This is a genomic window from Polycyclovorans algicola TG408 (assembly GCF_000711245.1).
Lineage (GTDB): Bacteria > Pseudomonadota > Gammaproteobacteria > Nevskiales > Nevskiaceae > Polycyclovorans > Polycyclovorans algicola.
Genome location: NZ_JOMH01000001.1, coordinates 2,388,857 through 2,415,049 on the forward strand (window position 1 = coordinate 2,388,857; position 26,193 = coordinate 2,415,049).

Here is a 26,193-nt window from a genome sequence, read left to right on the forward strand (position 1 = left end):
GGTGACCCCCGCACGTCCCTGAGCATCTGCGCCGAGTCGGTCGGCGTAGAGCCACCACACCATCAGAGCGCCTGACATGATCCGATTGCTGCTGTGCGTCGTGAGCCTGGGATTGACCGCCTGCGCCAACCTCAATCCGCGGGCACCGTCACCGGTGCCGCTGGCCGATCCGGTTGATCTGCAGCGCTTTCAGGGCGACTGGTACGTCATCGCCCACATCCCCACCGACCGCGATCGTGAGGCGCACAACGCCATCGAAAACTATGTCGTCAACGATGACGGCAGCATCGCCATGACCTACACCAACCGGCTCGGCGGCTTCGACGGCACGCCGAAGAAAATGACGCCGACCGGCTATCCGGTGGAAGGGTCGGGCAATGCGCTGTGGGGCATTCGCTTCCATTTGCCCGGCACGGCCATCCCGTGGCCGTTTCGTTACGAGTACCGCCTCGGCCATGTCGAACCCGACTATTCGGTGATGATCGTGGCGCGCAGCAAGCTCGACTATTTGTGGCTGTTCGCCCGCGAGCCGCAGATGCGTGATGCCGATTACGCGCGCTACAAAAAGATGATCGGCGATTGGGGCTACGACACCGACAAGCTGGCGCGCGTGCCGCAGCGCTGGCCCTGAGCGGGCCTCATCCGATCAGGTGAATCCGTCGCGACAGGTCCGCGTCAGCATGCCGGCATGGATGCGAAACCGGTTCCCGAGGGGCACTACGCCCGACTGGCCAATGGCCTGACGCTGCATTATCACGACGTCGGTGTCGGCCCGGTGCTGGTGTGGCTGCACGGCTCCGGCAACGGTGCCTGCGGGTATTCCAACTTCCAGGGCAACGTCGCGGAGATCGCGGCAGCGGGCCATCGCTGCATCGTGCCCGACCTGCCAGGGTTCGGATATTCCGACAAGCCGCTGGACGTCGATTACCACCTTGACGTGTTTGTCGAAGCCATTCATCAGTTGCTGGCGGCGCTGACGATCGAGCGCGCCACCTTGGTCGGCAACTCCCTGGGTGGTGCTGTGGCCTTGGGGTTTGCACTGGCGTACCCGGCTGAGGTGGAGCGGCTCATCCTCATGGCACCGGGCGGCCTCAACGAGCTGCCGGATTATCTGCAAATGCCCGGCATGCAGGCCATGTTTGCGCTCTATGGGGCAGGGGTGCCGGTGACGCCGGAGAAGTTAAAGCGCTTCTTCCAACAGGCCTTTGTCGTGAACCCTGACTGCGTCACCGATGCGCTGGTGGCCGAACGTGCCGCGCTGGCCGCGGTTCAACCGCCGCGCGTCATCCAGACCCTGAAAGTGCCCAACATGACCGAGCGGCTGGGCGAGATTGACTGCGCGGCACTGACGCTCTGGGGCCTCAACGAACAGATGATGCCGGACAGCGGCATCCTGCGATTGGCCAAGGGCCTGAAGCACGGCCGCATGGTGCTGGTGCCTCAGTGTGGGCACTGGGTGATGATTGAGCACCGCGCGCTGTTCAATCGGACCGTGCTGGATTTTCTGAGGCATGGGTAGCCGCATGGCAGCGAGCCCGACGTGCGTGAAGTCTCTCACCAGGCAAGCTGCGGCTCGTCGCCCCCCGCTCCCGCAGGCGGGAGAGGGGATGGGGGAGAGCGCGTCGGCGGCGCCGACGTTCCGCGCGCCGCGCGGCCCTCTCCCGACCCTGCGGGCCACCCTCTCCCGCTTGCGGGAGAGGGGATCACGACGGCTGGAGCTCGGCTAATGGCGCTGTCGCTCGATCGCATCACCGCTCTCGGCGACGAACTCTTCGCCGCCCTGCGCGCCCGGCAGATGCTGATGCCGCTGACCGAGCGCGTGCCCGGCATCGACATTGAAGACGCCTATCAGGTCTCGCTGCGCTTTCTCGAACGCCGCACCGCCGAAGGGGAACGCGTGGTGGGCAAGAAGATCGGCGTCACCAGCAAGCCCGTGCAGGACATGCTGGGCGTGCACCAGCCGGACTTCGGGTTTCTCACCGATCGTATGGCCGTGGCCTCGGGCAGCGTCATCAGCATCGCCGGCAGCGGCCTCATCCAGCCCCGCGCCGAAGGCGAGATCGCCTTCGTGCTGAAGAAAGACCTCACCGGCGCCAACATCACCGCCGATCAGGTGCTGGACGCCACCGATTACGTGTCGCCCTGCTTCGAGATTGTCGATTCCCGCATCACTGACTGGAAGATCAAGATTCAGGACACCGTGGCCGACAACGCGTCCTGCGGCGTGTTCGTGCTGGGCGAGGCGAGGGTGCCGCCGCACACCCTCGATCTGGCGATGGTGAAGATGGACATCACCCAAAACGGCGCGCACGTGGCCTCCGGTCTGGGCGCGGCAGTGCAGGGGCATCCCGCCACAGCCGTGGCGTGGCTGGCCAACACCCTGGGCCGTTACGGCATTCCCTTCCTGAAGGGCGAAATCATTTTGTCGGGCTCGCTGGCGCCGCTATTGCCGACTCGGGCCGGCGACCGATTTCACATGACCTTGGCTGGACTTGGCGAAGCGTCCATTGGATTTGAAGCATGAAAAAGATTCGTTGCGCCATCATCGGCCCCGGCAACATCGGCACCGACCTGCTCTACAAATTGCAGCGCTCCCCGCTGCTGGAGCCGGTGTGGATGATCGGCGTCGACCCGACCTCCGAAGGCTTGGCCCGCGCCCGTGAAATGGGCCTCAAGACCACCGACCAGGGCGTCGACGGCATGCTTGAGCATGTGAAGGCCGACGGCATCCAGATCGCTTTTGATGCCACCAGCGCTTACGTGCACAAGGCCAACTCCGACAAGTTGAACGCCCTCGGCGTGATGATGATTGACCTGACGCCGGCCGCCATCGGGCCTTACTGCGTGCCGCCGATCAATTTGAAAGAACACGCCGGCAAGCGCGAAATGAATGTGAACATGGTCACCTGCGGTGGCCAGGCGACCATTCCCATGGTCTACGCCGTGTCGCGGGTTCAGCGGGTCAAATACGCTGAAATCATTGCCACCGTCGCCAGCAAATCCGTCGGTCCCGGCACCCGCAAGAACATTGACGAATTCACCCGCACCACCGCGGGGGCCGTCGCCAAGATCGGCGGTGCCGACGAAGGCAAGGCCATCATCGTCATCAACCCGGCCGAGCCACCGATGATCATGCGCGACACCGTGCACTGCCTCACTGTGGATGCGCCCCGGCAGAAAGAGATCGAAGAATCGGTGCGCGGCATGGTCGCCGAAGTCCAGAAATACGTTCCCGGCTACCGCCTCGTGAACGGCCCGGTCTTCGACGGCGAACGCGTCACCAGCTTCATGCAAGTCGAAGGCCTCGGCGACTTCCTGCCCAAGTACGCCGGCAACCTCGACATCATGACCGCCTCGGCCACGCGCACTGCCGAAATGTTTGCCGAAGAAATCCTCGCCGGGCGGTTGAACCTCGAGGCGGCATAAAGACAACCGTTCCCTCTCCCGCAGGCGGGAGAGGGTTAGGGAGAGGGCGCTGGCGCCAGCCAGCGAGAAGCTCCGCACTGATGTGCGGCCCTCTCCCACCCCTACGGGGCACCCTCTCCCGCCTGCGGGAGAGGGGAACATCGCAGCCAAGGAGTATCGAGATGAGCCAAAACCTGAAAGGCATCCAGATCAAAGTGCACGACATGTCGCTGCGCGACGGCATGCACCCCAAGCGCCACCAGATCACGGTGGAGCAGATGAAAAGCATCGCCCAGGGTCTCGACGAGGCAGGCTGTCCACTGATCGAAGTGACCCACGGTGACGGCCTCGGCGGCGCTTCGGTGAACTACGGCTTTGCCGCCGCCAGCGACGAGGAATACCTGCGCGCCGTCGTGCCGCTGATGAAAAACGCCAAGATTTCGGCACTGCTGCTGCCGGGTATTGGCACCGTGGACCATCTGCGCATGGCGGCCGACTGCGGCGTCACCACCATTCGTGTGGCCACGCACTGCACCGAAGCGGATGTCTCAGAGCAGCACATCAATCTGGGCCGCGAGATGGGTTTGGACACCGTGGGCTTTCTGATGATGGCGCACATGATCGCGCCTGAAAAACTCGTCGAGCAGGCGTTGTTGATGGAGTCCTACGGCGCCAACTGCCTGTACATCACTGACTCGGCGGGCTACATGCTGCCGGACGATGTCACCGCCCGCGTCGCGCTGCTGCGCGACAAGGCCAAGCCCGAAACCGAGATTGGCTTTCATGGCCATCACAACCTCGCCATGGGCGTTGCCAATTCTGTGGCCGCCGTGGCGGCAGGCGCACGCCGCATCGACTGTGCCTGCGGCGGCATGGGCGCAGGCGCGGGCAACACGCCCATGGAAGTGTTCGTGGCGGTGTGCAATCGCATGGGCATCGAAACTGGTGTGGACGTGTTCAAGATTTCCGATGTCGCCGAAGACCGGGTCACGCCGATCATGGACTTCCCGGTTCGGATTGACCGCAACTCACTGACTTTGGGTTATGCCGGTGTGTACTCGTCATTCCTGCTGTTCGCCAAGCGGGCTGAAGCCAAGTACGGCATCCCCGCCCGCGAACTGTTGCTGGAGCTGGGCCGGCAGAAAATGGTGGGCGGCCAGGAGGACATGATCGAAGACCTGGCGCTGACCCTGTCCCGCGAGCGCCGTGAGGCCACTGCCCAATGAAAACCGCCAAAGCTGAAGTGCGGATCAATGCGCCAATCGACACCGTCTGGGCGGTGATGATGGATTTGGACGGTTACCCGAACTGGAACCCGTTCACGCCCAAGGTTGAGTGCCCGGGCGGCCCAAAAGTGGGCGCGCCCATCAAGCTGCACGTGCGCTGGAGCGACGGCAAGCAGATGGTTTCGCCTGAAAAAATTGTCCGCATCGACCCCCCGCAAAAGGGCGCCAACGGCCTTTCGCGCGGCGTTTACGGCTACAACTTCGGCACTATCCTGTCGACGCTAAATCTGGTGCGCAGCGAACGCCTGCAAATTGTCGAAGAGCAGGCGGATGGCAGTACGGTGTACCGCACCACCATTCAACTGACCGGCTTGCTATCTGGCCTCACGCCCTTACCCAAAGTGCAGGACGGATTCGACCGCCAGGCAGCGGCATTGAAACAGCGCTGCGAAGGCTGAAAGCCCACCGTCATTGGCGGACTTGTGCCACGCTTCGCGCCGCCATGGACACGTCAGACACAGGCCGTTGCCGCATTAATGAAGCGCTTGCCGATGCCGGCCATCTGCGCCTAAGCGGCAAAGAAACGCGCCAACAACTTGAAGCTTTGGCGCCGCTCAGTGATTGGGCCGTGTTTGCCGACAGCTGGAACGCCATGCCGGTGGACGGTTACCTCGCCAACGGCGGGCGCTACCGGCGGCGGCGTCACGCCAACTACCTGGCCACGCCCGACGGCATCGTTCGTCAGGCGCACCGGCCGCATTACCAAAGCCGCGACTACAACCCGTTGCACGGTGGCATCGAGCGCTGGTTCGAGCCGGTCGAGCCTGCAATCAGCGACGGCGCCAGCCTGCGCACGGTTCTGGCGTTCTGCCATCGATGCTTCGCGCCGCTGGCACCCACCGTCACGCACTGGTTTGTCGAAGTGCACCAATTTCGTGTCGAGGCCTCCGATGGCGAGGCAGGTTTGCCGACACCCGAAGGCGCGCATCGCGATGGTGTGGACTGGGTGCTCGTCCTGCTCATTCGTCGCGAAAACGTGCGCAGCGGCGTCACCACCATCTATGCACCCGATGGTGAAGCGCTGGGCAGCTTCACCCTCACCGAACCCTTTGATGCCACCCTCATTGACGACCATCGCGTGCACCACGGCGTCACCCCCGTCGAGCCGCTGGATCCGTCGCAACCCGCGTGGCGCGACGTGCTGGTGGTGACCTTCAGACCTGCCTAATCGGCTTGGCCTTCGGGGGTCTGTAGGGTGGATAGAGCGAAGCGAAATCCACCACCAAACGTCAAGCAGCAATCGGCGGGTTTCGCTGTGCTTTACCCGCCCTACGTGGCCACGCCCGCCATCGCCGGATTGCCTGCAAACAACACCTTCGTCAAACCCTCGGCCAGGTCGAAGCTCAGCGTCGATGTCGCAACAAACTTCGTCGCACTCATCCGCCAGCCGTCGGCGGTGCGGCGGTACTCATCTTCGTAATGCCCGGCCAGTTGGGTGAGCTTCTGATTCTGCGTGTCGATCAGTTCGTAAGCCAAGCTCCAGGTGCCGCGTGCACGCGTGGCGTCGATGACCTCAATCTGCGGGTTGGACCCGTGATGGCGCTCCACCATGTGCGGATGGCACGCCATCTGCGTGTACACCGCCACCAGCGCGTCGGCATTGTCGAAGCGGCCGATCATGCCGAAGTCGATGGCCACCGGGCCGTCGGCAAAGCAGGCGCGCATGGCGGCCGGGTTCTTCGCGTCACAGCTCGTGAAGTAGCGCGACTTGAGGCTGCGAATGGCTTCGGCATCTTCCAGGCGTTGCAGCCGTTCTGCGAGCACGCGGGTGTCCATGTGACGTCCTGATTCGAAAAGTAAGACGGCAGTTCACCGCGTGCACGTGCCCCGCGAATCCCTCATTTGGCTGAGCCGCCCGCGCCTACGGCAAACGGGTGACGCCCCAGGCGGGGCGCAGGGGTTTACTCCATTCATAACCACAGCTTTTTTTGTGTGAGGACGCCGTCATGGCAGATGGAGCAGCGGCCAACCGCGTGGTCAGCGGTGAGGTTTGGGATGAATTCTGTGACGCGCTCAAGCGCGCCGGGCAACAGGTGCTGCGCCCGGAAACCCCCACCAGCCCGCTGGACCGCGCCGAGGGCTTCCGTTATCTGAGCCGCCTGCTGCGAATCGGCCTGGAAATGCACCTGGAGTATGCCGACCCCGACTTCCCCGGCTTTCTCGCGCCCTCGCACGAGACTGGCAAGATCGGCGCCGACAACCCGGACAACCTGTACCTGATGGGCCGCATCAACGGCCGCAACCGTTACCGCATCCGCGGTGAGCGCGGCAGCGTCGCCTATCTCACGCTGGGCTCGCAGAGGGGCGGCTACGAAACCAATGGCCGCATGGAGCAGACCGGCTTCATCGACGCCGCGAAGATGGAGATCGACGCCGACGGCCGCTTCGAGATCATCCTCTCCACCGAAGCCCCAGCCTCCGGCAACTGGCTGAAGATCGAACCGGAATCCAACGCCGTCATCGTGCGGCAGACGTTTATCAGTCGCGGCGCTGAAGAACCCGCGCGCCTGCGCATCGAACGTCTGGACGCCGACGCGCGGCCACAACCGCTGAGCCCAGAACGGCTCGAGGCCGGGCTGGGTAACGCCGTGCGCTTTGTCGAAGGCACCGCAAAGCTGTTCGCCGACTGGGCGCAGTCCTATCAGCCGCACACCAACGAACTGCCCTCCGCCGACCAGGCGCTGTGCCAGGCCGTGGGCGGCGACCCCAACATTCATTACTACCACTCGGCCTGGGCGCTGGCCGAAGACGAGGTGCTGGTGATCCACGTGGCGCGCATTCCCGAATGCCGGCTGTGGAATCTGCAGATCAACAACTACTGGATGGAGTCACTGGACCACCGCTACCACCGCATCTGCCTTAACCAGAACAGCGCCACGCCGGATGCCGACGGCGGCGTCACGCTAGTGCTGGCGCATGAGGACACGGGCCACCCCAACGGGCTGGAAACCGCCGGCCACAGCAACGGCACGATGTGCTTCCGCTGGGTGGGCGCCGCCGAGCATGTGCAGCCGACCACGCGGGTGGTGAAGCGCAGTGCGTTCATGGCTGAACTTGGGTGATGACCGACGAGCCGAATCGCGCCTTTCGGCGCGCCCTCTCCCCGAGCCCCTCTCCCGCAAGCGGGCGAGGGGAGAAAAGCACCGCCGCCGTTGCCCTCTTCCGCTTGCGGGAGAGGGTGGCCCGGAGGGTCGGGAGAGGGCGCGCCGCAGGCGCGAATCACCTGCAACCAGAACCGAGAGTTATTCGACCAACAACATGACCTCCACCCCCAACACCACCCTCAACCCGGCCGCGATGATGGCCGACGCCACCGCTATGACAGGCGGCCTCACCAACTTTGGCGACCCCAGCTTCCGCCCCGCGCTGGCGCAGCTCTGCACCGCGCTGGAGGCTGAGGCCAAGCTGTCCGAGATGGGCCGCGGCTTCATGCGCCACAAGCTGGTGACCCAGCTCGCCAACCGGCTGCGCGTGGAGGACTGGTTCACCCGTCATCCCGAGATTGAGCACGAGCAGATCGGCGCGCCCGCGGTTGTGGTCGGCGTGCCGCGCACCGGCACCACCAAGCTGCATCGCCTGCTGTCGCGTGACCCGCGCTTCCACTGGATGGCGTTCTGGGAATCGCAGTTCCCGGTACCGCTGGATGGCGAATCACTCACCGATCCCACGCCGCGTATCCGCGAAGGACAGGGGCTGGTCGACATGATGACCACCGCCATGCCCGGCCTGATGGCCATTCATCCCATGGCCACCGAAGAAGCCGATGAAGAGGTGATGCTCACCGAGCATTCCTTCATGTCGGCCTTCAACGCCTACGCCGATGTGCCCAGCTACATGAAATGGCTGGACGCGCAGGACCAGACGCCGGTCTACGACTATCTGAAGCGGATGATGAAGTTCCTGCAGTGGCAGAAGCGCCAGCGCGGCATCACCGCCGAGCGCTGGGTGCTGAAGGCGCCGCATCACCTTTTGCGCATGGACATTCTGCTGAAGGTGTTCCCCGGCACGCAGATTATTCACACGCATCGCGACCCGACGCAGAGCGTGCCCTCCATGGCCAGCTTTGCGCACACCTTGTGGGGCATCTACAGCGACCAGGCCGATCCGCTGGCCACCGGGCGGGAATGGAACGACATCCTGAGCCGCGCCATGGCCCACACCATGCGCGTGCGCCAGAGCGCGCCCGATCAGTTCATCGACGTGCAGTTTCTCGACACCGTGAAGCGGCCGATGGAGGTGGTGCAGCGCCTCTACAGCTTCATGGGCCTGACGCTGGACGCCGCCACTGAGCAGCGTATGCGCGACTGGCTGGTGGAAGACGAAAAGAGCCACCAGGGCGGGCATCACTACTCGGCTGAACAGTTCGGGCTGTCGGATGAACAGATCCGCCGTGACTTCGCCGCCTACATCGAACAACACATCACGCCGTAATCGTTTCGGGCGACGGCCGCCCGCGTGGCCGCGCCACAACCACTAGAAGGAGGCACCCGCATGTTGCTGAAAGACAAGATTGTCATCGTGTCCGGCATTGGCCCCGGCCTTGGCGTCAAGCTGGCCGTGGAAGCCGCGCGCGAAGGTGCCGCCGGCGTCGTGCTGGCCGCGCGCAGCGCAGAGAAGCTGGACGACGCCGAACAGCGCGTTGCGGCGCTGGGTGTGAACGCCAAGGTGATCAAGTGCGTCACCGACATCACCGACCGCGCGCAGTGCGAGCGACTGGTGAAAGCCACCGTCGAAGCCTTCGGCCGCATCGATGCGCTGGTGAACAGCGCCTTTGTCCACGGCGCCATGGACTACGTCTCCAATGCCGACCTCGACAGCTGGGTCGAGCCGATGAACACCAACCTCATCGGCACCCTCAAGCTGACGCAGAGCGTGCTGCCGCAGATGAAGTCGCAGGGTGGCGGCGCCATCGTCATGATCAACACCATGGCCGCGCGCCAGGTGCCGCCGCTGGGCGAGGCCGGCTACGCCGCCTCCAAGGCCGCGCTGGCCAACTCCGCCAAGTACCTCGCCAAGGAAGTCGGCAAAGACGGCATCCGCGTCAACTCCGTGCACATGGGCTGGATGTGGGGCGCGCCGGTGATCGGTTATTTCGAATGGCAGGCCAGCGAACAGGGCGTGCCGGTCGAACAGCTCAAGGCCCCCATCGAAGCCAGCATCCCCCTGGGCCGCATCCCCACCGACGACGAATGCGCCCGCGCCGCGCTGTTCCTTGTGTCCGACTACGCCAGCGCCATCACCGGCGCCGCGCTCGACGCCAACGGCGGCGCCTACATGCCGTAACAAACAAACTCCCCTCTCCCCTTGCGGGAGAGGGGCAGGGGGAGAGGGCGGCCCCAACGGGGCCGTATGCACTGCGAAGTTGCACGCCTCGGCTTCGCAACACCCAACACGAGACTCGTCCATGGAAAAAGTCATCTACCTGCTCTGGTGCCCTGAAGGACTCGACACCGAGTCCTGGGGCGCCACGCTGCGTGACACGCTGCCGCAAACGCTGACCCAGCTCGGCGTGCACAGCGCCCGCCTCAATATCGACGATGCCGATGTCGCCGCCGCGCAGGCCCTACGTCAGCAGCGCATGGCGGTGCAGCCGGGCGCCCTGCTGCAAGTCTGTATTGACTGCGCTAACGACGCGCTGCGCGCCCCCATCGACGCCGCCATCGCCGCATGCTGCCAGCAGCATGCGGCCTATCTGGTCACCGAATCCGTCCCGCTGCACAACACCAAGCATCCGGCGCACAAAGGCCAGCGCACCCTCGGATTCGCGCAGCTCGCGCTGCTGCAACGCACGCCGCGGATGGACCCCGAAACCTGGCGCCATCACTGGCAGACCGTGCAAACGCCCATGGCCATCGAAACCCAGGACACCTTCGAGTACGTGCAGAACACCATCGTGCGTGCGCTCACCAAAGAAGCGCCCGCCATCGACGCCATTGTCGAAGAATGCTTCCCCGCCGCAGCCATGACCGACCCCTACGCCTTCTTCAATGCGGTTGGAGACGAAGCCGCTTTCCAGCGCAACCTCGCGCGCATGATGAACAGCGTGAACCGCTTCCTGGATCTGCCCATTGACTGCATTCCCAGCAGTCAGTACCGGCTGATTTGAAGGGTTCGTTCTGACCGCCAGTTGTTGAGTGGCGCGATACACACCCGCAGTCCCGTGCGGCGGTCGTGCCGGTCAGGGCGCTCTCAACCCGCCTTGCGCGTGAGCCTCACCATCATCTTCGAGTAACCCCGCACGAAGTTGGATTGCACCCGTTCCGGCTCCGACAGCACCTCGATCGTCTCGAAGCGCGCCAGCAGTTCTTCCCACAAAATCTTCAGTTGCAGCTCGGCCAGGCGGTTGCCCATGCAGCGATGGATGCCAAAGCCGAAGGCCATGTGCTGGCGCGCGTCGGGGCGGTCGATGATGAAGGCGTCCGGTTGCTCAAACTTGCGCTCGTCGCGGTTGCCGCTGGCGTACCACATCACTAGCTTGTCGCCCTTGCGGATGAACTGTCCGCCCAGCACCGTATCCTGCGTCGCCACGCGACGCATGTAGGCCAGCGGCGTCTGCCAGCGGATGATTTCCGAGACCATGTTGGGAATCAGCGCCGGGTTGGCCTTGAGCTTGGCGAACTCGTCGGGGAACTGGTTGAGCGCGTACACGCCGCCGCTCATGGAATTACGCGTGGTGTCATTGCCGCCCACGATAAGCAGCGCGAGGTTGCCCAGAAACTCCATCGGCCGCTTGATCAGGTCGCGCGTGTCCGGGCTGGACTGCATGAGCGTGATCAAGTCAAAGCCGGGCTTCTCGCCTGCGGCTAGGCGCGCGGCCTTGTCGTGCCAGAGCTGCATGAACTGCCGCGCCATGTCCGGCAGGCCGGTGAAGATGTCGTCCGCGGTCGAGGTGCCGCCGGTGGCCTCCACGCTGCCGGAGGCGAGGTCCGACCAGTACACCAGCTTGTGACGCTCCTCGTAGGGGAAGTCGAGCAGCGTGGCGAGCATGCGCGCGGTGAGTTCAACCGACACGCGCGGCACCCAGTCGAAGGCTTCATCGGTGGGCAGTTCGTCCAGTACCTCCTGCACGCGCGAGCGGATCAGCCCTTCCATCTCTTGCAGGTTCTTGGGCGCCACGACGCTCTGCACGGCCTTGCGCTGCTGATCGTGGCGCGGCGGGTCCATGGCGATGAACATTTCCAGCGCCAGGCCATCGGGTGGCTCGCCCATGATGATGAAAGGCTCGGCCGAAAAGCGTTCGTGGTCCTTGTCCACGGCCAGGATGTCGTCGTAGCGCGTGATGGACCAAATGCCGCCGAACGGCGTATGGCCCTGCCAGTGCACCGGCGCCTCGTCGCGCAGGCGCTTGAAGTACGACTGCCATAAGCCCTGCCGGTACAAAAAGGGGCTGGTCACGTCGATGCGCTCCAGTGCCAAGCCCTCCACCGGCGGCAGCGGCTGTTCCACCATCGGCGTGGCGGGCGTCTTGCCCAGCACGCGATGACGCGCCTTCTGGAGCAGGTGCATGCCCTTGATCTGCAGGTCCATGGGCACAGTGGACTGCACCTTGTTCAGGGCGTGGTTCAGCGTCTGGTCGGCCCAACGCGTGGCGGTGGTCTTCATGGCAGATGGGTCTCGTGGAGTGGACATCAGAACTGGTGCTCGGGGACTTGCACGCTCAGGCCGTCCATCGCCGCCGTCGCGACAATCTGGCAGGCCAGGCGCGAGTGCGGCTGACAGTCGGGCGTCATCGACAGCATGCGCGTCTCGTCTTCGTTGCAAGGGCCCAGTTTGGTGGCCCATGCGGCGTCAACCACCACGTGGCAGGTGCCGCAGGCGCAACTGCCGCCGCAGTCACCGTCGATGCCCGGCACGCTGCTGGCGCGGGCCAGTTCCATCAGGTTGCTGCCTTCGGTCAGCGGTACATCCTGCGTGACGCCGTTGTGCTGCACAAATCGTATAAAGGCCATGGTGTGTCTGCTCCGGTTGCACGACCCCTTGGGGCCTATAGGCCAAAATATCTTGTGCCCGGCAGCGGCCATGGTCTATGTTCCGCCGGGCCAGATTATTGTGAGAACAGCTCAGGTGCGCACCGCAGCCCCACGTCGAGACGCACAAATGACCGCGCATATTCTTGCGCAGTTGATGGACTCGTCCGTGCTGGACGCCGCCGCTGTCGCCCGGTTTCGCGCCTTGCTGCAACGGGAAGGTCGCGATCTGCCGACGATGGTGCGTCAGGGCGAGCAAACGCCGCTGAGTTGGTTCGGTGAAGTGTTTGACGACCTTGACGCCGACCAAGCGGCCACCATGGGCTATGCCGCCGGGGAACAGGCACGGCTGACTTCATTCACGCCACTGAGCCTGCCCCTGGTGAGCGCCGCCAACATTCATGAGGCGCTGCGGCTGTTGGCTTTTCTACCGCTGATCGCCAATGTGTTGACCGCGCGTTTTATCGACCGCGAGGACGATGTGGCCATTGTGCTCACCGCCTCATCCGGCGACCCGATACTGGATCGCTTTCCGGTCTTTTATTGCGCGGCGGCGCTCATGCGCCTGTTGCGCCTGCTGGCCTCAGAGCCGCTGGATCTCGTCATCCACATCGCCTGGCCACAACCGGCGGGATTCGATCAGCACCCGGAATGCCAGGCCGGTCGCTTACGCTTTGACGCACCGCTGCATCACATTGTGGTGCCGCGCAGCACGCTACTCGCCGACTGCCGTTTCGCCGACCCCATTGCCTATCAAACCGAGTTGACCACCCTGCAAGACCGCATGGTGACGCTGGGCGCCACCCACGACATCACCGAGCGCGTCCGGCATCTGGTCGACACCCAGCACAGCCTGATCGCCATTGACGACGCAGCCCGGCAACTGCACATGACCGTGAGCACCCTCAAGCGGCGGCTCTCAGAGGCCAACACCAGCTTCCGCGCACTTCGGGAATCGGTATTGAAAGACCGTGCGATGCTGCTGCTCACGGGCACATCGCTGTCACTGGAATCCATCGCCAGCGCCCTTGGGTACAGCGACCTCGCCAACTTCTCACACGCCTTCAAGCGATGGACCGGCACCGCGCCCGGCGCCTTCCGCAAGGGCTTAACCGCAGCGTCTGTGCGATGTGAAAGTTCAGGGATGGATTGAGGGCTTCGGCACAGAAGGTCGTGGCGGCTGCCGCGTGAGCGACAACTACGGAATCTGCTGGCAAACGGGCCGACCAAAGCCCAGATGGCCGCACACCATTGTCGGGTGGAAGGCCCCGTGAAATGTCACCTGCAAAACGCCGCTGCCAACCTCTAGTGTCCTTTAACAAAAGTTCACTTTATTATTGATTCGATCAGAGAGGCGGGCGATAGCCGAGATGATTTCATCGGCGGATTTGCGCCATACGAAGGGTTTGGGGTCCTGGTTGTAGGTTTTGAGGTAGTGGCGGATGGATCGCTCAAGGTCGTTGGTACTGGTGTGGGCGTTACGTTTGATCCACCGCTGTGACAACAGCGAGAAAAAGCGTTCTACCAGATTGAGCCAGGAAGCTGAGGTCGGGGTGAAGTGCAGGTGATAGCGCGGTCTGGCGGCAAACCAAGCGCGGACCGCTTCGGTTTTGTGCGTGCCGTAATTGTCGAGAATGAGATGAATATCGAGGTGCTTGGGCACCTCACGATCCAGTGCGCGCAGGAACGCCAGGAACTCCGCACTGCGATGCCGCCGGTGCAAGCGACCAATGACTTCGCCGGTGGCGATATCCAGCGCTGCGAACAAGGTCGTCGTGCCGTGTCGCACATAGTCGTGGGTCGTGGTTTCGGCAGACCCGAAACGCAACGGCAAGCCAGGTTGGGTACGGTTCAGGGCTTGAATCTGGCTTTTTTCATCAACGCACAACACCAAGGCACGATCTGGCGGATTCAGATACAGACCGACGATGTCGTGCACTTTGTCAACAAAGTGCGGATCGGTCGACAACTTGAAGGTTTCCAGCCGGTGCGGCTTGAGCCCAAAGGCGCGCCAGATGCGGCTGACTGCCATGGCATTGAGGGCAGTCTCTTCGGCCATCAAAGTCGTCGACCAGTGCGTCGCCTTGGCTGGACCGCTATGCAAAGTCTTCTCAATGACTTCCGACACTTTGTCGTCGTTAATCGTGCGCGGTCGACCCGTGCGCGGCGCATCGCTCAATCCCGCGATCCGGTACTGCTCAAAACGCCGCCGCCACTTCGACACGGTTTGCGTCGTCACCCCGCAGCGCTGTCCCACTTCGCGGCCCGACAATCCAAGGCTGCACCCCAGAATGATCTGCGCACGCTGCTTGTCCGCCGACGGCGTCTTGCGACGACGAGCCCACTGCTCCAACTCCGATTGCTCGGTGGGTGTCAGCTCCAGCCCAATGGGTTTGCGTCCCGTCATCTCCGCATCCTCCCTCAAGTCAGGGAAGATGGACAACGGTCACTCATAATCGTTCTATGAACTTTTGTTAAAGGACACTAGGGATCATCTGCAAAACCCCTCCTCATGGGACAATTCACGTCTCGTCGATGACCTGTTGAGCGCCTGAATCTGATGAAGCAGTTGAGCCTTGCGTCTGGGTTTGAAGTGTCCTCTAAACGCACGCGCAAGCGGGTGTTTCTTGAAGAGATGGACCAGGTGGTGCCCTGGCGCGAGCTGGTAGCGCTGATTGAGCCCCACTACTGGGGTAAAGCCTCGACGGGTCGCCCACCGTTTCCCTGCGAGCTGATGCTGCGAATTCACTTCCTGCAACAGTGGTTCGGGCACTCCGATCCCGCCATGGAAGAATCCCTTCACGATGTGCCGCTGTATCGCGAGTTCATTGGTATTGATCCCGGAGCCGATCGTCTACCCGACGAGAGCACCATCCTGCGCTTCCGGCATTTGCTCGAACAGCACAAGCTGGCCCCCGCCATGCTGCAACTGATCAATGAACTGCTGCGCACACGGGGGCTGATGCTCAAAGCCGGTACCGCCATTGACGCCACCCTGATCCACGCCCCCAGTTCGACCAAGAACAGCAGCGGCGAGCGCGATCCGGAAATGCACCAAACGAAGAAAGGGAATCAGTGGTTCTTTGGTATGAAAGCCCACATCGGTGTGGATGCTGACTCCGGGCTGGTGCACGCCGTTGCGGGTACTGCTGCCAACGTCCATGACCTGACGCCGGTCGACGAGCTGCTGCATGGAGATGAAGAGCATGTGCACACCGACGCGGGCTACCAGGGCATCGACAAGCGCGAAGAACTCAAGCACCACACCGTTGAGTGGCAGGTCGCGATGCGCCCCGGCAAGCGCCGGGCATTGCCCGACACACCGATGGGCAAACTGATCAGCGAAATTGAAAAAACCAAGGCGCGCATTCGCGCCAAGGTCGAACATCCTTTCCGGGTGATCAAGCGCCAGTTTGGCTACACCAAGGTTCGCTACCGGGGATTGGCCAAGAACACTGCCCAATTGCAAACCCTGTTTGCCCTTTCCAACCTGTGGATGGTGAGGCGACGACTGATGGTTGCGGGATAGGTGCGCCTGATGAGCGCCAAAACCGAGGTTATGCAGCGATTCGAAGCCAAAACGGGCAATGCGAAGCCTCGAATCTCGATCCTCCGGTACGACTTTCGTCACCGCACGCTTGGCAGCCCGTCTCAGCATGGGTTTTTCAGATGATCCCTAGTGTCCTTTAACAAAAGTTCACTTTATTATTGATTCGATCAGAGAGGCGGGCGATAGCCGAGATGATTTCATCGGCGGATTTGCGCCATACGAAGGGTTTGGGGTCCTGGTTGTAGGTTTTGAGGTAGTGGCGGATGGATCGCTCAAGGTCGTTGGTACTGGTGTGGGCGTTACGTTTGATCCACCGCTGTGACAACAGCGAGAAAAAGCGTTCTACCAGATTGAGCCAGGAAGCTGAGGTCGGGGTGAAGTGCAGGTGATAGCGCGGTCTGGCGGCAAACCAAGCGCGGACCGCTTCGGTTTTGTGCGTGCCGTAATTGTCGAGAATGAGATGAATATCGAGGTGCTTGGGCACCTCACGATCCAGTGCGCGCAGGAACGCCAGGAACTCCGCACTGCGATGCCGCCGGTGCAAGCGACCAATGACTTCGCCGGTGGCGATATCCAGCGCTGCGAACAAGGTCGTCGTGCCGTGTCGCACATAGTCGTGGGTCGTGGTTTCGGCAGACCCGAAACGCAACGGCAAGCCAGGTTGGGTACGGTTCAGGGCTTGAATCTGGCTTTTTTCATCAACGCACAACACCAAGGCACGATCTGGCGGATTCAGATACAGACCGACGATGTCGTGCACTTTGTCAACAAAGTGCGGATCGGTCGACAACTTGAAGGTTTCCAGCCGGTGCGGCTTGAGCCCAAAGGCGCGCCAGATGCGGCTGACTGCCATGGCATTGAGGGCAGTCTCTTCGGCCATCAAAGTCGTCGACCAGTGCGTCGCCTTGGCTGGACGGCTATGCAAAGTCTTCTCAATGACTTCCGACACTTTGTCGTCGTTAATCGTGCGCGGTCGACCCGTGCGCGGCGCATCGCTCAATCCCGCGATCCGGTACTGCTCAAAACGCCGCCGCCACTTCGACACGGTTTGCGTCGTCACCCCGCAGCGCTGTCCCACTTCGCGGCCCGACAATCCAAGGCTGCACCCCAGAATGATCTGCGCACGCTGCTTGTCCGCCGACGGCGTCTTGCGACGACGAGCCCACTGCTCCAACTCCGATTGCTCGGTGGGTGTCAGCTCCAGCCCAATGGGTTTGCGTCCCGTCATCTCCGCATCCTCCCTCAAGTCAGGGAAGATGGACAACGGTCACTCATAATCGTTCTATGAACTTTTGTTAAAGGACACTAGGTTGGCAGCGGCGTCGCTGCACTTTCGGTCGCCCGGCAACGCGGCTGCTGGCGTAAGAAGCTGCGTCCTATCCAACGATAGGCTATAAGGGCTGCGTTGAAGCGTCAGGTCAAAACCAAAACAGATCAGCACGCTGCAGCATCGACAAGTGCGATAAGGAGACCCTCATTCATGCACGCAACGACCGTTACCGCTGAGCCCGACGTCGACGCTCTGCCCTTGGACCAGATCGATGTCAGCAACCCGCTGCTCTACCTGAACCACACCGCTGCGCCTTACTTCGCGCGGCTGCGGCGTGAAGATCCTGTGCATTACTGCCCCAACAGCCAGTTTGGGCCGTACTGGTCGGTGACGCGTTATGCCGACATCATGGAGGTGGAAACCCACCCGCAGATCTATTCTTCGGATTCGCGCCAGGGCGGCATCACCATCATGGATGGCAACGCGGCGGCCAGCCTGCCGATGTTCATCGCAATGGACCCGCCGAAGCACGATGAGCAGCGCAAGGTCGTGAGCCCGGTCGTGGCACCGGCCAATCTGGCGAAACTGTCTGGCGTGATCCGCGAGCGGGCGGGCGCTGCGCTCGATGCACTGCCCATTGGCGAACCGTTCAACTGGGTCGAAAAGGTATCGATCAACCTGACCACGCAGATGCTGGCCACGCTGTTCGATTTTCCCCTGGGAGGACCGGGCGAAGTTGACCTACTGGTCTGACGTCACAACCGCGCTCCCTGGACAAGGGCTGATCGACAGCGAAGAACAACGTATGACCATCATGGGGGAATGCGCCGCCTACATGACCCAGCTCTGGAATCAACGGGTCAACGCCGAGCCGGGCAACGACCTGATTTCGATGATGGCCCACGACGAGCGGACCCGGGACATGTCGCCCGAGGAGTTTCTCGGCAATGTTCTGTTGCTGATCGTCGGCGGCAACGACACGACCCGAAGCTCCATGACCGGCAGCGTGCTGGCGGTTAATCAACACCCGGACGAATACGCCAAGCTGTGCGCCAACCCGGCACTGATCACCTCGATGATCCCAGAGGTGATCCGCTGGCAAACGCCGCTGTCGCACATGCGCCGCACGGCGCTGGAAGACACCACGCTGGGCGGCAAGCAGATCAAGAAGGGCGACAAGGTGGTGATGTGGTACGCCTCGGGCAATCGCGACGATACCGCCATCGACAACCCGACAGCCTTCATTATCGACCGCGCCCGGCCCAGGCAACACCTGTCGTTCGGCTTTGGCATTCATCGCTGCGTCGGCAACCGGCTGGCCGAACTGCAATTGAGCATTCTCTGGGAGGAACTGCTCAAACGCTGGCCGCGCCCCATGCAGATCAAAGTCGTGGGAGAGCCGGTCCGCATTGCCTCACCCTTCGTCAACGGCTACGAGTCGTTGCTTGTGCGCATCGACGCCTGATCAACCGAGAATTCTTCGTGATCAAAGTAACCTTTATCGAACATAACGGCACCCGGCGACAGGTCGAAGCTGAAGCGGGCACTTCACTGATGGAGGCCGCAGTCGACCATCTGATCCCGGGAATCGACGGTGACTGCGGCGGCGCTTGTGCCTGCGCCACCTGTCATCTCTACATCGATGCTGCGTGGCTCGACAAGCTGCCGCCGGTCAGTGACATGGAGGCCTCGATGCTCGACATTGCCGAAGGCGATGGGCCGGGTTCGCGCCTCGGCTGCCAAATCAAGCTGAGCGACGCCCTCGACGGCATCGTCGTGACCACGCCGGACGGCCAGCACTGAGAACCGCGCCTGCGCTGAAGAAAATACAGTGACACTGGACTTCGCCCGCTACGGCAGCCAGTCCGTTGTCTCACGGAGCTATGGCGCCATCGCGGGGAACAAGGGGAAATGAGGGGCCAGTGTCGGATTACGTCGAACGACGGCTTCGGACTGACTGGCGCCATTGGCCATGGTTCTTTAAGCGACCAATAAGGGACTTGCTAACGACCAAGCCCGACGCGCCGAATGCGGTTCTGACCTATGCCCAGTAGGTCCTAACGTCATAGCGCGGGATATCGTCGTCGCGCGTCAGGATCGTCAAGTTGTGCGCTTGTGATTGCGCGATGAGCATCCGGTCGAAAGGGTCGCGGTGGAGCAGGGGAAGCTGGCCGGCCCGCTCTCCGTCTGCAAAGCTGATCGGCAGTTCTCGAAAGCCCTCTTCAACAATCAGCGACACCAAGTCGGGCGGCGCGCTCAGCTTTCCCAAGGTTCTTTTGATGGCGATTTCCCAGCCTGTGGCCGCGCTGACGCAGATCTCGTTGTCCGGCGCCTCGAGGATCGCGCGCACGCCTTGAGGCAGGCGCGAATCGTCTGACAGCCATCATGGAAATGCATGGGTATCCAGCAGAAATGCCAGCCGCTATCGCCCTTCAAACCCGTCGATGATCTCTTGGGGCGTCACCTCGAAGTCGGGCGCCATTGTGATCTGTCCCTTCAGGCGGCCCGGCGTGCGTTCCTTGCGCTCGGCCTTGTGGGGGATCAGGTCCAAATACGGTTTGCCCGCCTTGGCAATGACGATCTTCTCGCCACTCCAAGCCATTTCGCCGAGCTTTGAAAGCTGTGACTTGGCTTCGCGCATGTTGAACTGTTTCATCGTTGGTTCTCTGTCGGCTCAGGGTAGCTAAACGACGCTCGCCCCTCCATTTCGTCAACCAAGATCTCCCCTTGTCGATGACGCACGCTGCGTCAGGTGCAAGGCACTCAGCAATCAATGTTCACACCGCCGCCCGATACTGGGTGTCGAATCAGGCGCTCCCCGCTCGACTAATGAATGAACGGGCTTGAAGCACCGGCTGCCGGTGGCGACGAACAACGCTGCATCCCCGGCCATGCCCCGCTGGCATATTGTTCTGAAACGACACGGGAGAGCGACTGATGCGCAAGATTACCGTCGGTGCCATGGTGTCCATGGATGGCGTGATGCAAGCCCCGGGCGGACCGGCCGAGGATCCGACTCGGGGCTTCACGTTTGGCGGCTGGGTGATGTCGTATTTCGACGAGGCGTTCGGCGAAGAGCTGGACCATCTCTTCAGCGCAGATTTTGATCTTCTGCTGGGCCGCAAGACCTACGAGATTTTCGCGGCGTACTGGCCTTACTACGATGAAGATGATGCCGATGGGGGCATCGCCAAGCGGTTCAACGAGATCAGCAAGTACGTGGTGTCGCGCAGTGGGGAAGTCGATACGGGCTGGGCGGGTTCGGTGCTGCTGCGCGGCATGGCCGACGTGAAGCGCCTGAAGCAGGAGGACGGTCCCGCCCTCGTCACGCAGGGCAGTACCGAGCTGGTGCATGCGTTGCTCGCAAACGATCTGGTGGACGCCATGACAATTTTCACGGTGCCCATCGTGCTGGGCGGCGGCAAGAAGCTGTTCGCCGACGGCGCGGTGCCGGGTTCGTTCAAGCTCGCAAGATCCCGCGTCACTCCAAATGGCGTGATCATCGGCCACTACGCACGCGAAGGCGTCCTCACGATTGGTGACATGCCGCCCGAATCACCCAGCGCGCGCGAGATTGCCCGCCGGGCGCGCATGGCACGTGAGGACTGAGGCGATGACATTTTTCATAAGTATAAAACGCCGAATATGACGTTCTAATTGACATTAAATAATTAAGACGCCATAAACGGCGTTATGAAATTCGACGAACATCTGACTGATGACGCGCTGCTCACGCTGATCGGCCAGCGGCTGACGCAACGGCGGCTGGCCCAGAACCTCACGCAGCAGCAACTGGCCGATCAGGCGGGTTTGGGTCTGCGCACGGTGCAGCGGCTGGAGCAGGGCACTGCGGCGACGCAGCTTTCGGGCTTTGTGCGGGTCTGTCGGGTGCTGGGTTTGGTGGCGCGGTTTGATCTGTTGGTGCCGGAGGCCGTACCCAGCCCGATGGCGCAGTTGAAGCTGCAGGGCCGCCAGCGGCAACGCGCCAGCAGCCCAAGGCAGGCCAAGGACAAACCTGCAGGCAAGTCGGCCCCGTGGACCTGGGGTGAGCCACAGTGATTGCCGAAGTGCGGCTCTGGGGGCGACGTATCGGCGCAGTGTCGATGGTTGAGGGTCGTGATCACGCCGCGTTCCAGTACGACCCGGTCTTTGTGACCAGCGGCATCCCGCTTTCACCGCTGACCCTGCCGCTGGATGAGCGCGTCTATGAATTCCCGACGCTGCCCCGCGGCAGCTTTCATGGCCTGCCGGGCCTCTTGGCGGACTGTCTGCCGGACAAGTTCGGCAATGCGCTGATCGATGCATGGCTGGCGACGCAGGGGCGCAAGCCGCAGAGCTTCAGTGCCGTGGAGCGTCTTTGCTACATCGGCACACGCAGCATGGGCGCGCTGGAGTTTGCGCCCGCGAAAGGCCCTGCGCCGGGCAAGGGCAGCACGCTGGACGTGGGCGCGCTGGTGGAGCTGGCCTCAGAAATTCTCACGCAGCGCACCGGCATCAAGGCGAGCTTTCGCAGCAAAGCGCGCCAGGCGGCGCTGCAAGACATCCTGCGGGTCGGCACCTCGGCCGGCGGTGCACGCGCCAAGGCGCTGATTGCGTGGAATCCGCTGACCCACGAAGTGCGCTCGGGCCAGCTAGCGGCGGGTGAGGGCTTCGAGCACTGGCTGTTGAAATTCGATGGCGTGCAGGGCAACAAGGACAAGGAACTGGACGACCCGAAAGGCTATGGCGCCATCGAGTACGCCTACGCGCTGATGGCGCAGGCGGCGGGCATCACCATGAATGCATGTCGGCTGCTGGAGGAAAACGGTCGGCGGCATTTCATGACCCGTCGATTTGATCGCACGGCCGAGGGCGGCAAGCTGCACATGCAGTCGTTGGCCGCCTTGGCGCACTATGACTACAACCAGCCCGGCGCCTATGCCTACGAGCAGGCGCTGCAGGTGATGCGTGAACTGGGCCTGCCGATGGCGGCCTTGGAACAGCAGTTTCGCCGCATGCTGTTCAACGTGGTGGCGCGCAACCAGGACGATCATGTGAAGAACATTGCGTTCCTGATGAACCCGCAGGGGCAGTGGTCGCTGGCGCCCGCCTTTGACATCACCTACAGCTACAACCCCTCCGGTGACTGGACGGCCCGCCACCAGATGACCTTGAACGGCAAGGCCGACGATTTCACGCTGGCGGACATTCGCGCCTGCGCCAGGCACGTTGGCCTGAAGCGTGGCCGCGACAAGATCATTCTGGGCGAGGTTTGCGAGGCCGTGAGCCGCTGGCCAAGTTTTGCCAATGAGGCCGGCGTGAGGGACGCCCAGCGCAAGCAGATTGGCCGCGCGCATCGCCTGAAGCTTCGCGACGCTGCATGATGCAGCCCTCACAAACGGACCCGACCCATGAACGAATCAATGATCCTGCATCACTACGACGCGTCGCCTTACGCGGAGAAGATTCGCCTGATGTTCGGGCTGACCAACGCGCGCTGGCAGTCATTGATCTCGCCGGTGCAGCCACCCCGGCCCAATGTTGATCCGTTGACCGGCGGCTACCGACGCATTCCGGTCGCGCAGATTGGCGCTGACATCTTCTGTGACTCGACCCTCATTGCCCGCGAGATTGCCCGTGCGACGGATTGCCCGGCGCTTGATCCGGGCAACGTCGACGCCGCCACGGCCGCGTTGATGTCACAGGCCGAGAAGCAGGCCTTCTTCGCTGCGATTACCGCGATACCGCCGCTGCGGTTGCTGGGCACGATGCTGCTGGCGTTTGGCCCGGTCGGCACCTACCGATTCGCCAAGGATCGGGCCGGTTTATTGAAGGGCGGCACGGTGCGGCCGCCGAAGGGTGCGCAAGCGCAGGCCATCCTGGATTCGTTGATGGACGCGCTGGAAACCCGGTTGGCGAATCAGCCGTGGGTGGGCGGTGACGCCGCGTCGGTTGCCGACTTCACCGTCTATCACCCGCTTTGGCTGCATGTCAGTTGCAACCGCCGCCCGCTGAAGGCCGGGCCGAAGGTGACGGCCTGGTATCAACGAGTCGGCGATCTGGGTCATGGCCTGCGCGAGGACATCACGCAGGATCAGGCCTTTGCCGCCGCCCGCACCGCAGAGCCTCGACCGCTGCCAGCGAGCGCGTCGGAGGTGCCGGTGGCCCTTGGCACCATGGTGGACGTGGCCCCGGCCGACTACGGTCTGGTGCCGGTGACGGGCACGCTGGCGGCCGTGACCGAAGACCGCATTATCGTGGCGCGCAGCCATGCCGATCTGGGCACGCTGCATGTTCACTTTCCGCGTGCGGGCTATTCCATCAACGCGAAGTGAACGAGCGCCCCGCCGGCATGGGCCTGTGACGCGGAACAACCGCTTGATCAGGGTTCGGCAAACGATTGATCGGGCCTTTTTATACGATAGATAATTACAATTATTAAATATCTATCAATGGCAAAATGCTATGGATAGACTGGCCGTCCATTCAGGGAGGCTCATTCCATGTTGAAAAAAACCAAGTACCTCTTGGCCGCGGTTGCCGTCTCGGCATCGCCGCTGTTGCTAGTGCCCGGCGCCGCTTCGGCGCAGGGTGCGCCGAAGACGAATCAGTTCTGGTGGCCCGAACAGCTTGACCTGACGCCGCTGCGTCAGCACGGCGCAGAGTCAAACCCGTTCGATGCCCAGTTTGACTACGCAGAAGCCTTCGCCAAGGTTGATCAGGCCGCGTTGAAGAAGGACATCGAAGCGCTGATGAAAACCTCGCAGGACTGGTGGCCTGCGGACTACGGTCACTACGGACCGTTCTTCATTCGCATGGCCTGGCACAGCGCCGGCACTTACCGGGTGGCCGACGGTCGCGGCGGTGCAGGCGGTGGCCAACAGCGTTTCGAGCCGCTCAACAGCTGGCCTGACAACGCCAACCTCGACAAGGCCCGCCGGCTGTTGTGGCCCATCAAACAGAAATATGGTCGTAGCGTCTCCTGGGCCGATCTGATGGTGCTGACCGGCAACGTTGCCCTCGAATCAATGGGCTTCAAAACCTTCGGTTACGCCGGTGGCCGCGAAGATGACTGGGAGCCCGATCTCGTTTACTGGGGTCCCGAAACCAAGTTTCTGGCCGACGAGCGCTACAGCGGTGACCGCAAATTGCAGAACCCGCTGGCCGCCGTGCAAATGGGCTTGATCTACGTCAACCCGGAAGGTCCTAACGCCAACCACAACCCGCAGGATGCCGCCCGCGACATTCGCGAAACCTTTGGCCGCATGGCGATGAACGACGAAGAAACGGTCGCGCTCATTGCCGGAGGCCATACCTTCGGCAAGGCCCACGGTGCTCGTAAAGCCGAGTGCGTCGGCCCCGAGCCGGCGGCCGCCGGCCTTGAAGAGCAGGGCTTTGGCTGGACCAGCAAGTGCGGTAGCGGCAAAGGTGCCGACACCATCACCAGCGGCCTGGAAGGCGCGTGGACCTCGGCGCCGGCGCAGTGGACACACCAGTACCTGACCAATCTCTATGCCTTTGAGTGGGAACAAACCCGCAGCCCGGCGGGTGCGGTGCAATGGATTCCGGTCGACGGCCAGGCCGCCAACCTGGTGCCCGATGCCCATGACCCCGACAAGCGCCACGCGCCGATCATGTTCACCACCGACCTGGCCCTGCGTGTCGACCCGGCCTACGACAAGATTTCGCGCCGCTTCCTCGAAAATCCGGCCGAGTTTGAGCAGGCGTTCGCCAAGGCCTGGTTCAAGCTCACCCACCGCGACATGGGTCCGCGGGCCCGTTACATCGGCGACAACGTGCCGCAGGAAGACCTGATTTGGCAGGACCCGGTGCCGGCGGTGGACCACGAGCTGATCAACGAGGCTGACGTCGCGGCGCTGAAAAGCAAAATCATGGCCACCAAACTGACCGGGCCCGAACTCATCCGCACGGCGTGGGCGTCGGCATCGTCATTCCGCGGCACCGACATGCGCGGTGGGGCCAACGGCGCACGCCTGCGTCTGGCCCCGCAGAAGGATTGGGCGGTCAACAATCCGGCCGAAGTGGCCAAGGTGCTGAAGGCGCTTGAGAAGGTGCAGACCGACTTCAACAAGGCGCAGCAGGGCGGCAAGAAAGTATCCCTGGCCGACCTGATCGTGCTGGGCGGCAGTGCCGCCGTTGAACAGGCCGCGAAGAAGGCGGGGCACGACGTGGCGGTGCCGTTTGCCCCCGGTCGTACTGACGCGACGGCGCAGCAAACCGACGCGGCATCATTCGACGCACTTGAGCCGACGGCTGACGGCTTCCGCAATTACTTCGGCGAAGGCCACGCGTTGTCACCCGCTGAAATGCTGGTCGATCGCGCCAACCTGCTGACCCTCACCGTGCCTGAAATGACCGCGCTGGTGGGCGGCCTGCGTGCCCTCAACGCCAACACGGGTGGCAGCGCGCACGGCGTGTTCACCGACCGACCGGGCACGCTGAGCAATGACTTCTTCGTCAACCTGCTCGACATGTCGACCGAGTGGCAGAAGTCGGAAAAGACCGAAGGTTTGTACGAGGGTCGTGACCGCGCCAACGGCAAGATGAAATGGACGGCCACACCCGTCGATTTGGTCTTCGGTTCCAACTCCGAGCTGCGGGCCATCGCCGAGGTTTACGCCGCGGCCGATGGCGAGGACAAGCTGGTTGCTGACTTCGTTAAAGCCTGGAACAAGGTGATGACCCTGGATCGTTTTGACCTGATCTGAGGGGTGT

At 62.7% G+C, this 26,193-nt stretch carries 26 protein-coding genes and 1 pseudogene; 20 read left to right on the forward strand and 7 right to left on the reverse strand.

All coding sequences use genetic code 11. The annotated features are described in order from the left end of the window. Window positions 1–76: 76 nt before the first annotated feature. From U741_RS0111435 to U741_RS0111470, 7 genes are all read left to right on the forward strand, one after another. Window positions 77–631: a lipocalin family protein gene (locus U741_RS0111435; RefSeq protein WP_029890605.1), complete on the forward strand. Its 555-nt coding sequence runs from the start codon at window positions 77–79 to the stop codon at window positions 629–631. A gap of 57 nt (window positions 632–688) precedes the next feature. After that, a complete protein-coding gene (locus tag U741_RS0111440) occupies window positions 689–1,519 on the forward strand; it encodes an alpha/beta fold hydrolase (protein WP_029890606.1) in 831 nt (276 codons plus the stop codon). Window positions 1,520–1,726: 207 nt separating this feature from the next. Further along, the gene (locus tag U741_RS0111450; protein ID WP_029890608.1) at window positions 1,727–2,524 is read left to right on the forward strand and encodes a fumarylacetoacetate hydrolase family protein; all 798 of its coding nucleotides are present in this window, start codon (window positions 1,727–1,729) and stop codon (window positions 2,522–2,524) included. Next, on the forward strand, window positions 2,521–3,426 hold the full coding sequence (locus U741_RS0111455) for an acetaldehyde dehydrogenase (acetylating) (protein WP_029890609.1): 906 nt from the start codon (window positions 2,521–2,523) through the stop codon (window positions 3,424–3,426). The genes U741_RS0111450 and U741_RS0111455 overlap by 4 nt, the downstream gene beginning before the upstream one ends. A gap of 161 nt (window positions 3,427–3,587) precedes the next feature. Beyond that, complete coding sequence (dmpG, locus tag U741_RS0111460; protein WP_029890610.1) at window positions 3,588–4,631, forward strand: 4-hydroxy-2-oxovalerate aldolase; 1,044 nt, start codon at window positions 3,588–3,590, stop codon at window positions 4,629–4,631. Further along, entirely contained in the window at window positions 4,628–5,089 is a 462-nt protein-coding gene (locus U741_RS0111465; RefSeq protein ID WP_029890611.1) for an SRPBCC domain-containing protein, read from the forward strand. The genes dmpG and U741_RS0111465 overlap by 4 nt, the downstream gene beginning before the upstream one ends. A gap of 44 nt (window positions 5,090–5,133) precedes the next feature. After that, on the forward strand, window positions 5,134–5,859 hold the full coding sequence (locus tag U741_RS0111470) for a 2OG-Fe dioxygenase family protein (RefSeq protein WP_029890612.1): 726 nt from the start codon (window positions 5,134–5,136) through the stop codon (window positions 5,857–5,859). A gap of 101 nt (window positions 5,860–5,960) precedes the next feature. Here U741_RS0111470 and U741_RS0111475 read toward each other — a convergent pair whose 3' ends face one another. After that, window positions 5,961–6,467, reverse strand: a complete 507-nt coding sequence (locus U741_RS0111475; RefSeq protein ID WP_029890613.1) for a nuclear transport factor 2 family protein — start codon at window positions 6,465–6,467, stop codon at window positions 5,961–5,963. Between the two features lie 170 nt (window positions 6,468–6,637). Between U741_RS0111475 and U741_RS0111480 the strand changes: the two genes are divergently transcribed. The 4 genes from U741_RS0111480 to U741_RS0111495 all read left to right on the forward strand — a co-directional run bounded on the left by U741_RS0111480 (window position 6,638) and on the right by U741_RS0111495 (window position 10,797). Then, window positions 6,638–7,753 (forward strand): DUF1214 domain-containing protein, encoded by a 1,116-nt coding sequence (locus tag U741_RS0111480; protein ID WP_029890614.1) that lies wholly within the window; start codon window positions 6,638–6,640, stop codon window positions 7,751–7,753. A gap of 196 nt (window positions 7,754–7,949) precedes the next feature. Further along, window positions 7,950–9,122 carry a sulfotransferase family protein gene (locus U741_RS0111485; protein ID WP_029890615.1) on the forward strand — a complete coding sequence of 391 codons (1,173 nt, stop codon included), beginning with the start codon at window positions 7,950–7,952 and terminating at the stop codon, window positions 9,120–9,122. Between the two features lie 60 nt (window positions 9,123–9,182). Next, on the forward strand, window positions 9,183–9,974 hold the full coding sequence (locus U741_RS0111490; RefSeq protein WP_029890616.1) for an SDR family oxidoreductase: 792 nt from the start codon (window positions 9,183–9,185) through the stop codon (window positions 9,972–9,974). Window positions 9,975–10,095: 121 nt separating this feature from the next. Then, window positions 10,096–10,797 (forward strand): EthD domain-containing protein, encoded by a 702-nt coding sequence (locus U741_RS0111495; RefSeq protein WP_029890617.1) that lies wholly within the window; start codon window positions 10,096–10,098, stop codon window positions 10,795–10,797. Between the two features lie 83 nt (window positions 10,798–10,880). Here the strand turns inward: U741_RS0111495 and U741_RS0111500 are convergent, their stop codons facing one another. Next, entirely contained in the window at window positions 10,881–12,293 is a 1,413-nt protein-coding gene (locus U741_RS0111500; RefSeq protein WP_052378730.1) for a cytochrome P450, read from the reverse strand. A gap of 26 nt (window positions 12,294–12,319) precedes the next feature. Next, window positions 12,320–12,640, reverse strand: coding sequence for a 2Fe-2S iron-sulfur cluster-binding protein (locus U741_RS0111505; protein ID WP_029890619.1), 321 nt, complete (start codon window positions 12,638–12,640; stop codon window positions 12,320–12,322). Window positions 12,641–12,788: 148 nt separating this feature from the next. Here U741_RS0111505 and U741_RS0111510 point away from each other — a divergent pair, with 148 nt between their 5' ends. Next, entirely contained in the window at window positions 12,789–13,811 is a 1,023-nt protein-coding gene (locus tag U741_RS0111510) for a helix-turn-helix domain-containing protein (RefSeq protein WP_052378731.1), read from the forward strand. Window positions 13,812–13,973: 162 nt separating this feature from the next. Here the strand turns inward: U741_RS0111510 and U741_RS0111515 are convergent, their stop codons facing one another. After that, window positions 13,974–15,065, reverse strand: a complete 1,092-nt coding sequence (locus U741_RS0111515; RefSeq protein WP_029890621.1) for an IS630 family transposase — start codon at window positions 15,063–15,065, stop codon at window positions 13,974–13,976. Between the two features lie 153 nt (window positions 15,066–15,218). Here U741_RS0111515 and U741_RS0111520 point away from each other — a divergent pair, with 153 nt between their 5' ends. Continuing rightward, window positions 15,219–16,187 carry an IS5 family transposase gene (locus U741_RS0111520; RefSeq protein ID WP_029889639.1) on the forward strand — a complete coding sequence of 323 codons (969 nt, stop codon included), beginning with the start codon at window positions 15,219–15,221 and terminating at the stop codon, window positions 16,185–16,187. 157 nt (window positions 16,188–16,344) lie between these two features. Here U741_RS0111520 and U741_RS0111525 read toward each other — a convergent pair whose 3' ends face one another. Further along, on the reverse strand, window positions 16,345–17,436 hold the full coding sequence (locus U741_RS0111525) for an IS630 family transposase (protein WP_029889557.1): 1,092 nt from the start codon (window positions 17,434–17,436) through the stop codon (window positions 16,345–16,347). A 252-nt stretch (window positions 17,437–17,688) separates the two neighbouring features. On the opposite strand from U741_RS0111525, the pseudogene U741_RS20000 reads away from it, so the two are divergent. Together U741_RS20000 and U741_RS0111535 are read left to right on the forward strand one after the other, a co-directional pair. Then, window positions 17,689–18,943: pseudogene (locus U741_RS20000) on the forward strand (cytochrome P450). A gap of 17 nt (window positions 18,944–18,960) precedes the next feature. Then, entirely contained in the window at window positions 18,961–19,281 is a 321-nt protein-coding gene (locus tag U741_RS0111535; protein WP_029890622.1) for a 2Fe-2S iron-sulfur cluster-binding protein, read from the forward strand. A 238-nt stretch (window positions 19,282–19,519) separates the two neighbouring features. On the opposite strand, the gene U741_RS17835 is transcribed toward U741_RS0111535, so the two are convergent. After that, entirely contained in the window at window positions 19,520–19,858 is a 339-nt protein-coding gene (locus U741_RS17835; protein ID WP_052378732.1) for a type II toxin-antitoxin system VapC family toxin, read from the reverse strand. Between the two features lie 42 nt (window positions 19,859–19,900). Then, window positions 19,901–20,119, reverse strand: a complete 219-nt coding sequence (locus tag U741_RS0111545) for a type II toxin-antitoxin system Phd/YefM family antitoxin (protein WP_084155091.1) — start codon at window positions 20,117–20,119, stop codon at window positions 19,901–19,903. A 296-nt stretch (window positions 20,120–20,415) separates the two neighbouring features. On the opposite strand from U741_RS0111545, the gene U741_RS0111550 reads away from it, so the two are divergent. From U741_RS0111550 to katG, 5 genes are all read left to right on the forward strand, one after another. Next, window positions 20,416–21,087, forward strand: a complete 672-nt coding sequence (locus U741_RS0111550; protein WP_029890624.1) for a dihydrofolate reductase family protein — start codon at window positions 20,416–20,418, stop codon at window positions 21,085–21,087. 84 nt (window positions 21,088–21,171) lie between these two features. Next, window positions 21,172–21,537, forward strand: coding sequence for a helix-turn-helix domain-containing protein (locus tag U741_RS0111555; RefSeq protein WP_029890625.1), 366 nt, complete (start codon window positions 21,172–21,174; stop codon window positions 21,535–21,537). Then, window positions 21,534–22,841 carry a type II toxin-antitoxin system HipA family toxin gene (locus U741_RS0111560; protein ID WP_029890626.1) on the forward strand — a complete coding sequence of 436 codons (1,308 nt, stop codon included), beginning with the start codon at window positions 21,534–21,536 and terminating at the stop codon, window positions 22,839–22,841. The genes U741_RS0111555 and U741_RS0111560 overlap by 4 nt, the downstream gene beginning before the upstream one ends. 27 nt (window positions 22,842–22,868) lie before the next feature. Next, window positions 22,869–23,792: a glutathione S-transferase family protein gene (locus tag U741_RS0111565; RefSeq protein WP_029890627.1), complete on the forward strand. Its 924-nt coding sequence runs from the start codon at window positions 22,869–22,871 to the stop codon at window positions 23,790–23,792. A gap of 168 nt (window positions 23,793–23,960) precedes the next feature. Continuing rightward, window positions 23,961–26,186, forward strand: coding sequence for a catalase/peroxidase HPI (gene katG / locus U741_RS0111570; protein WP_029890628.1), 2,226 nt, complete (start codon window positions 23,961–23,963; stop codon window positions 26,184–26,186). Window positions 26,187–26,193: the final 7 nt, after the last annotated feature.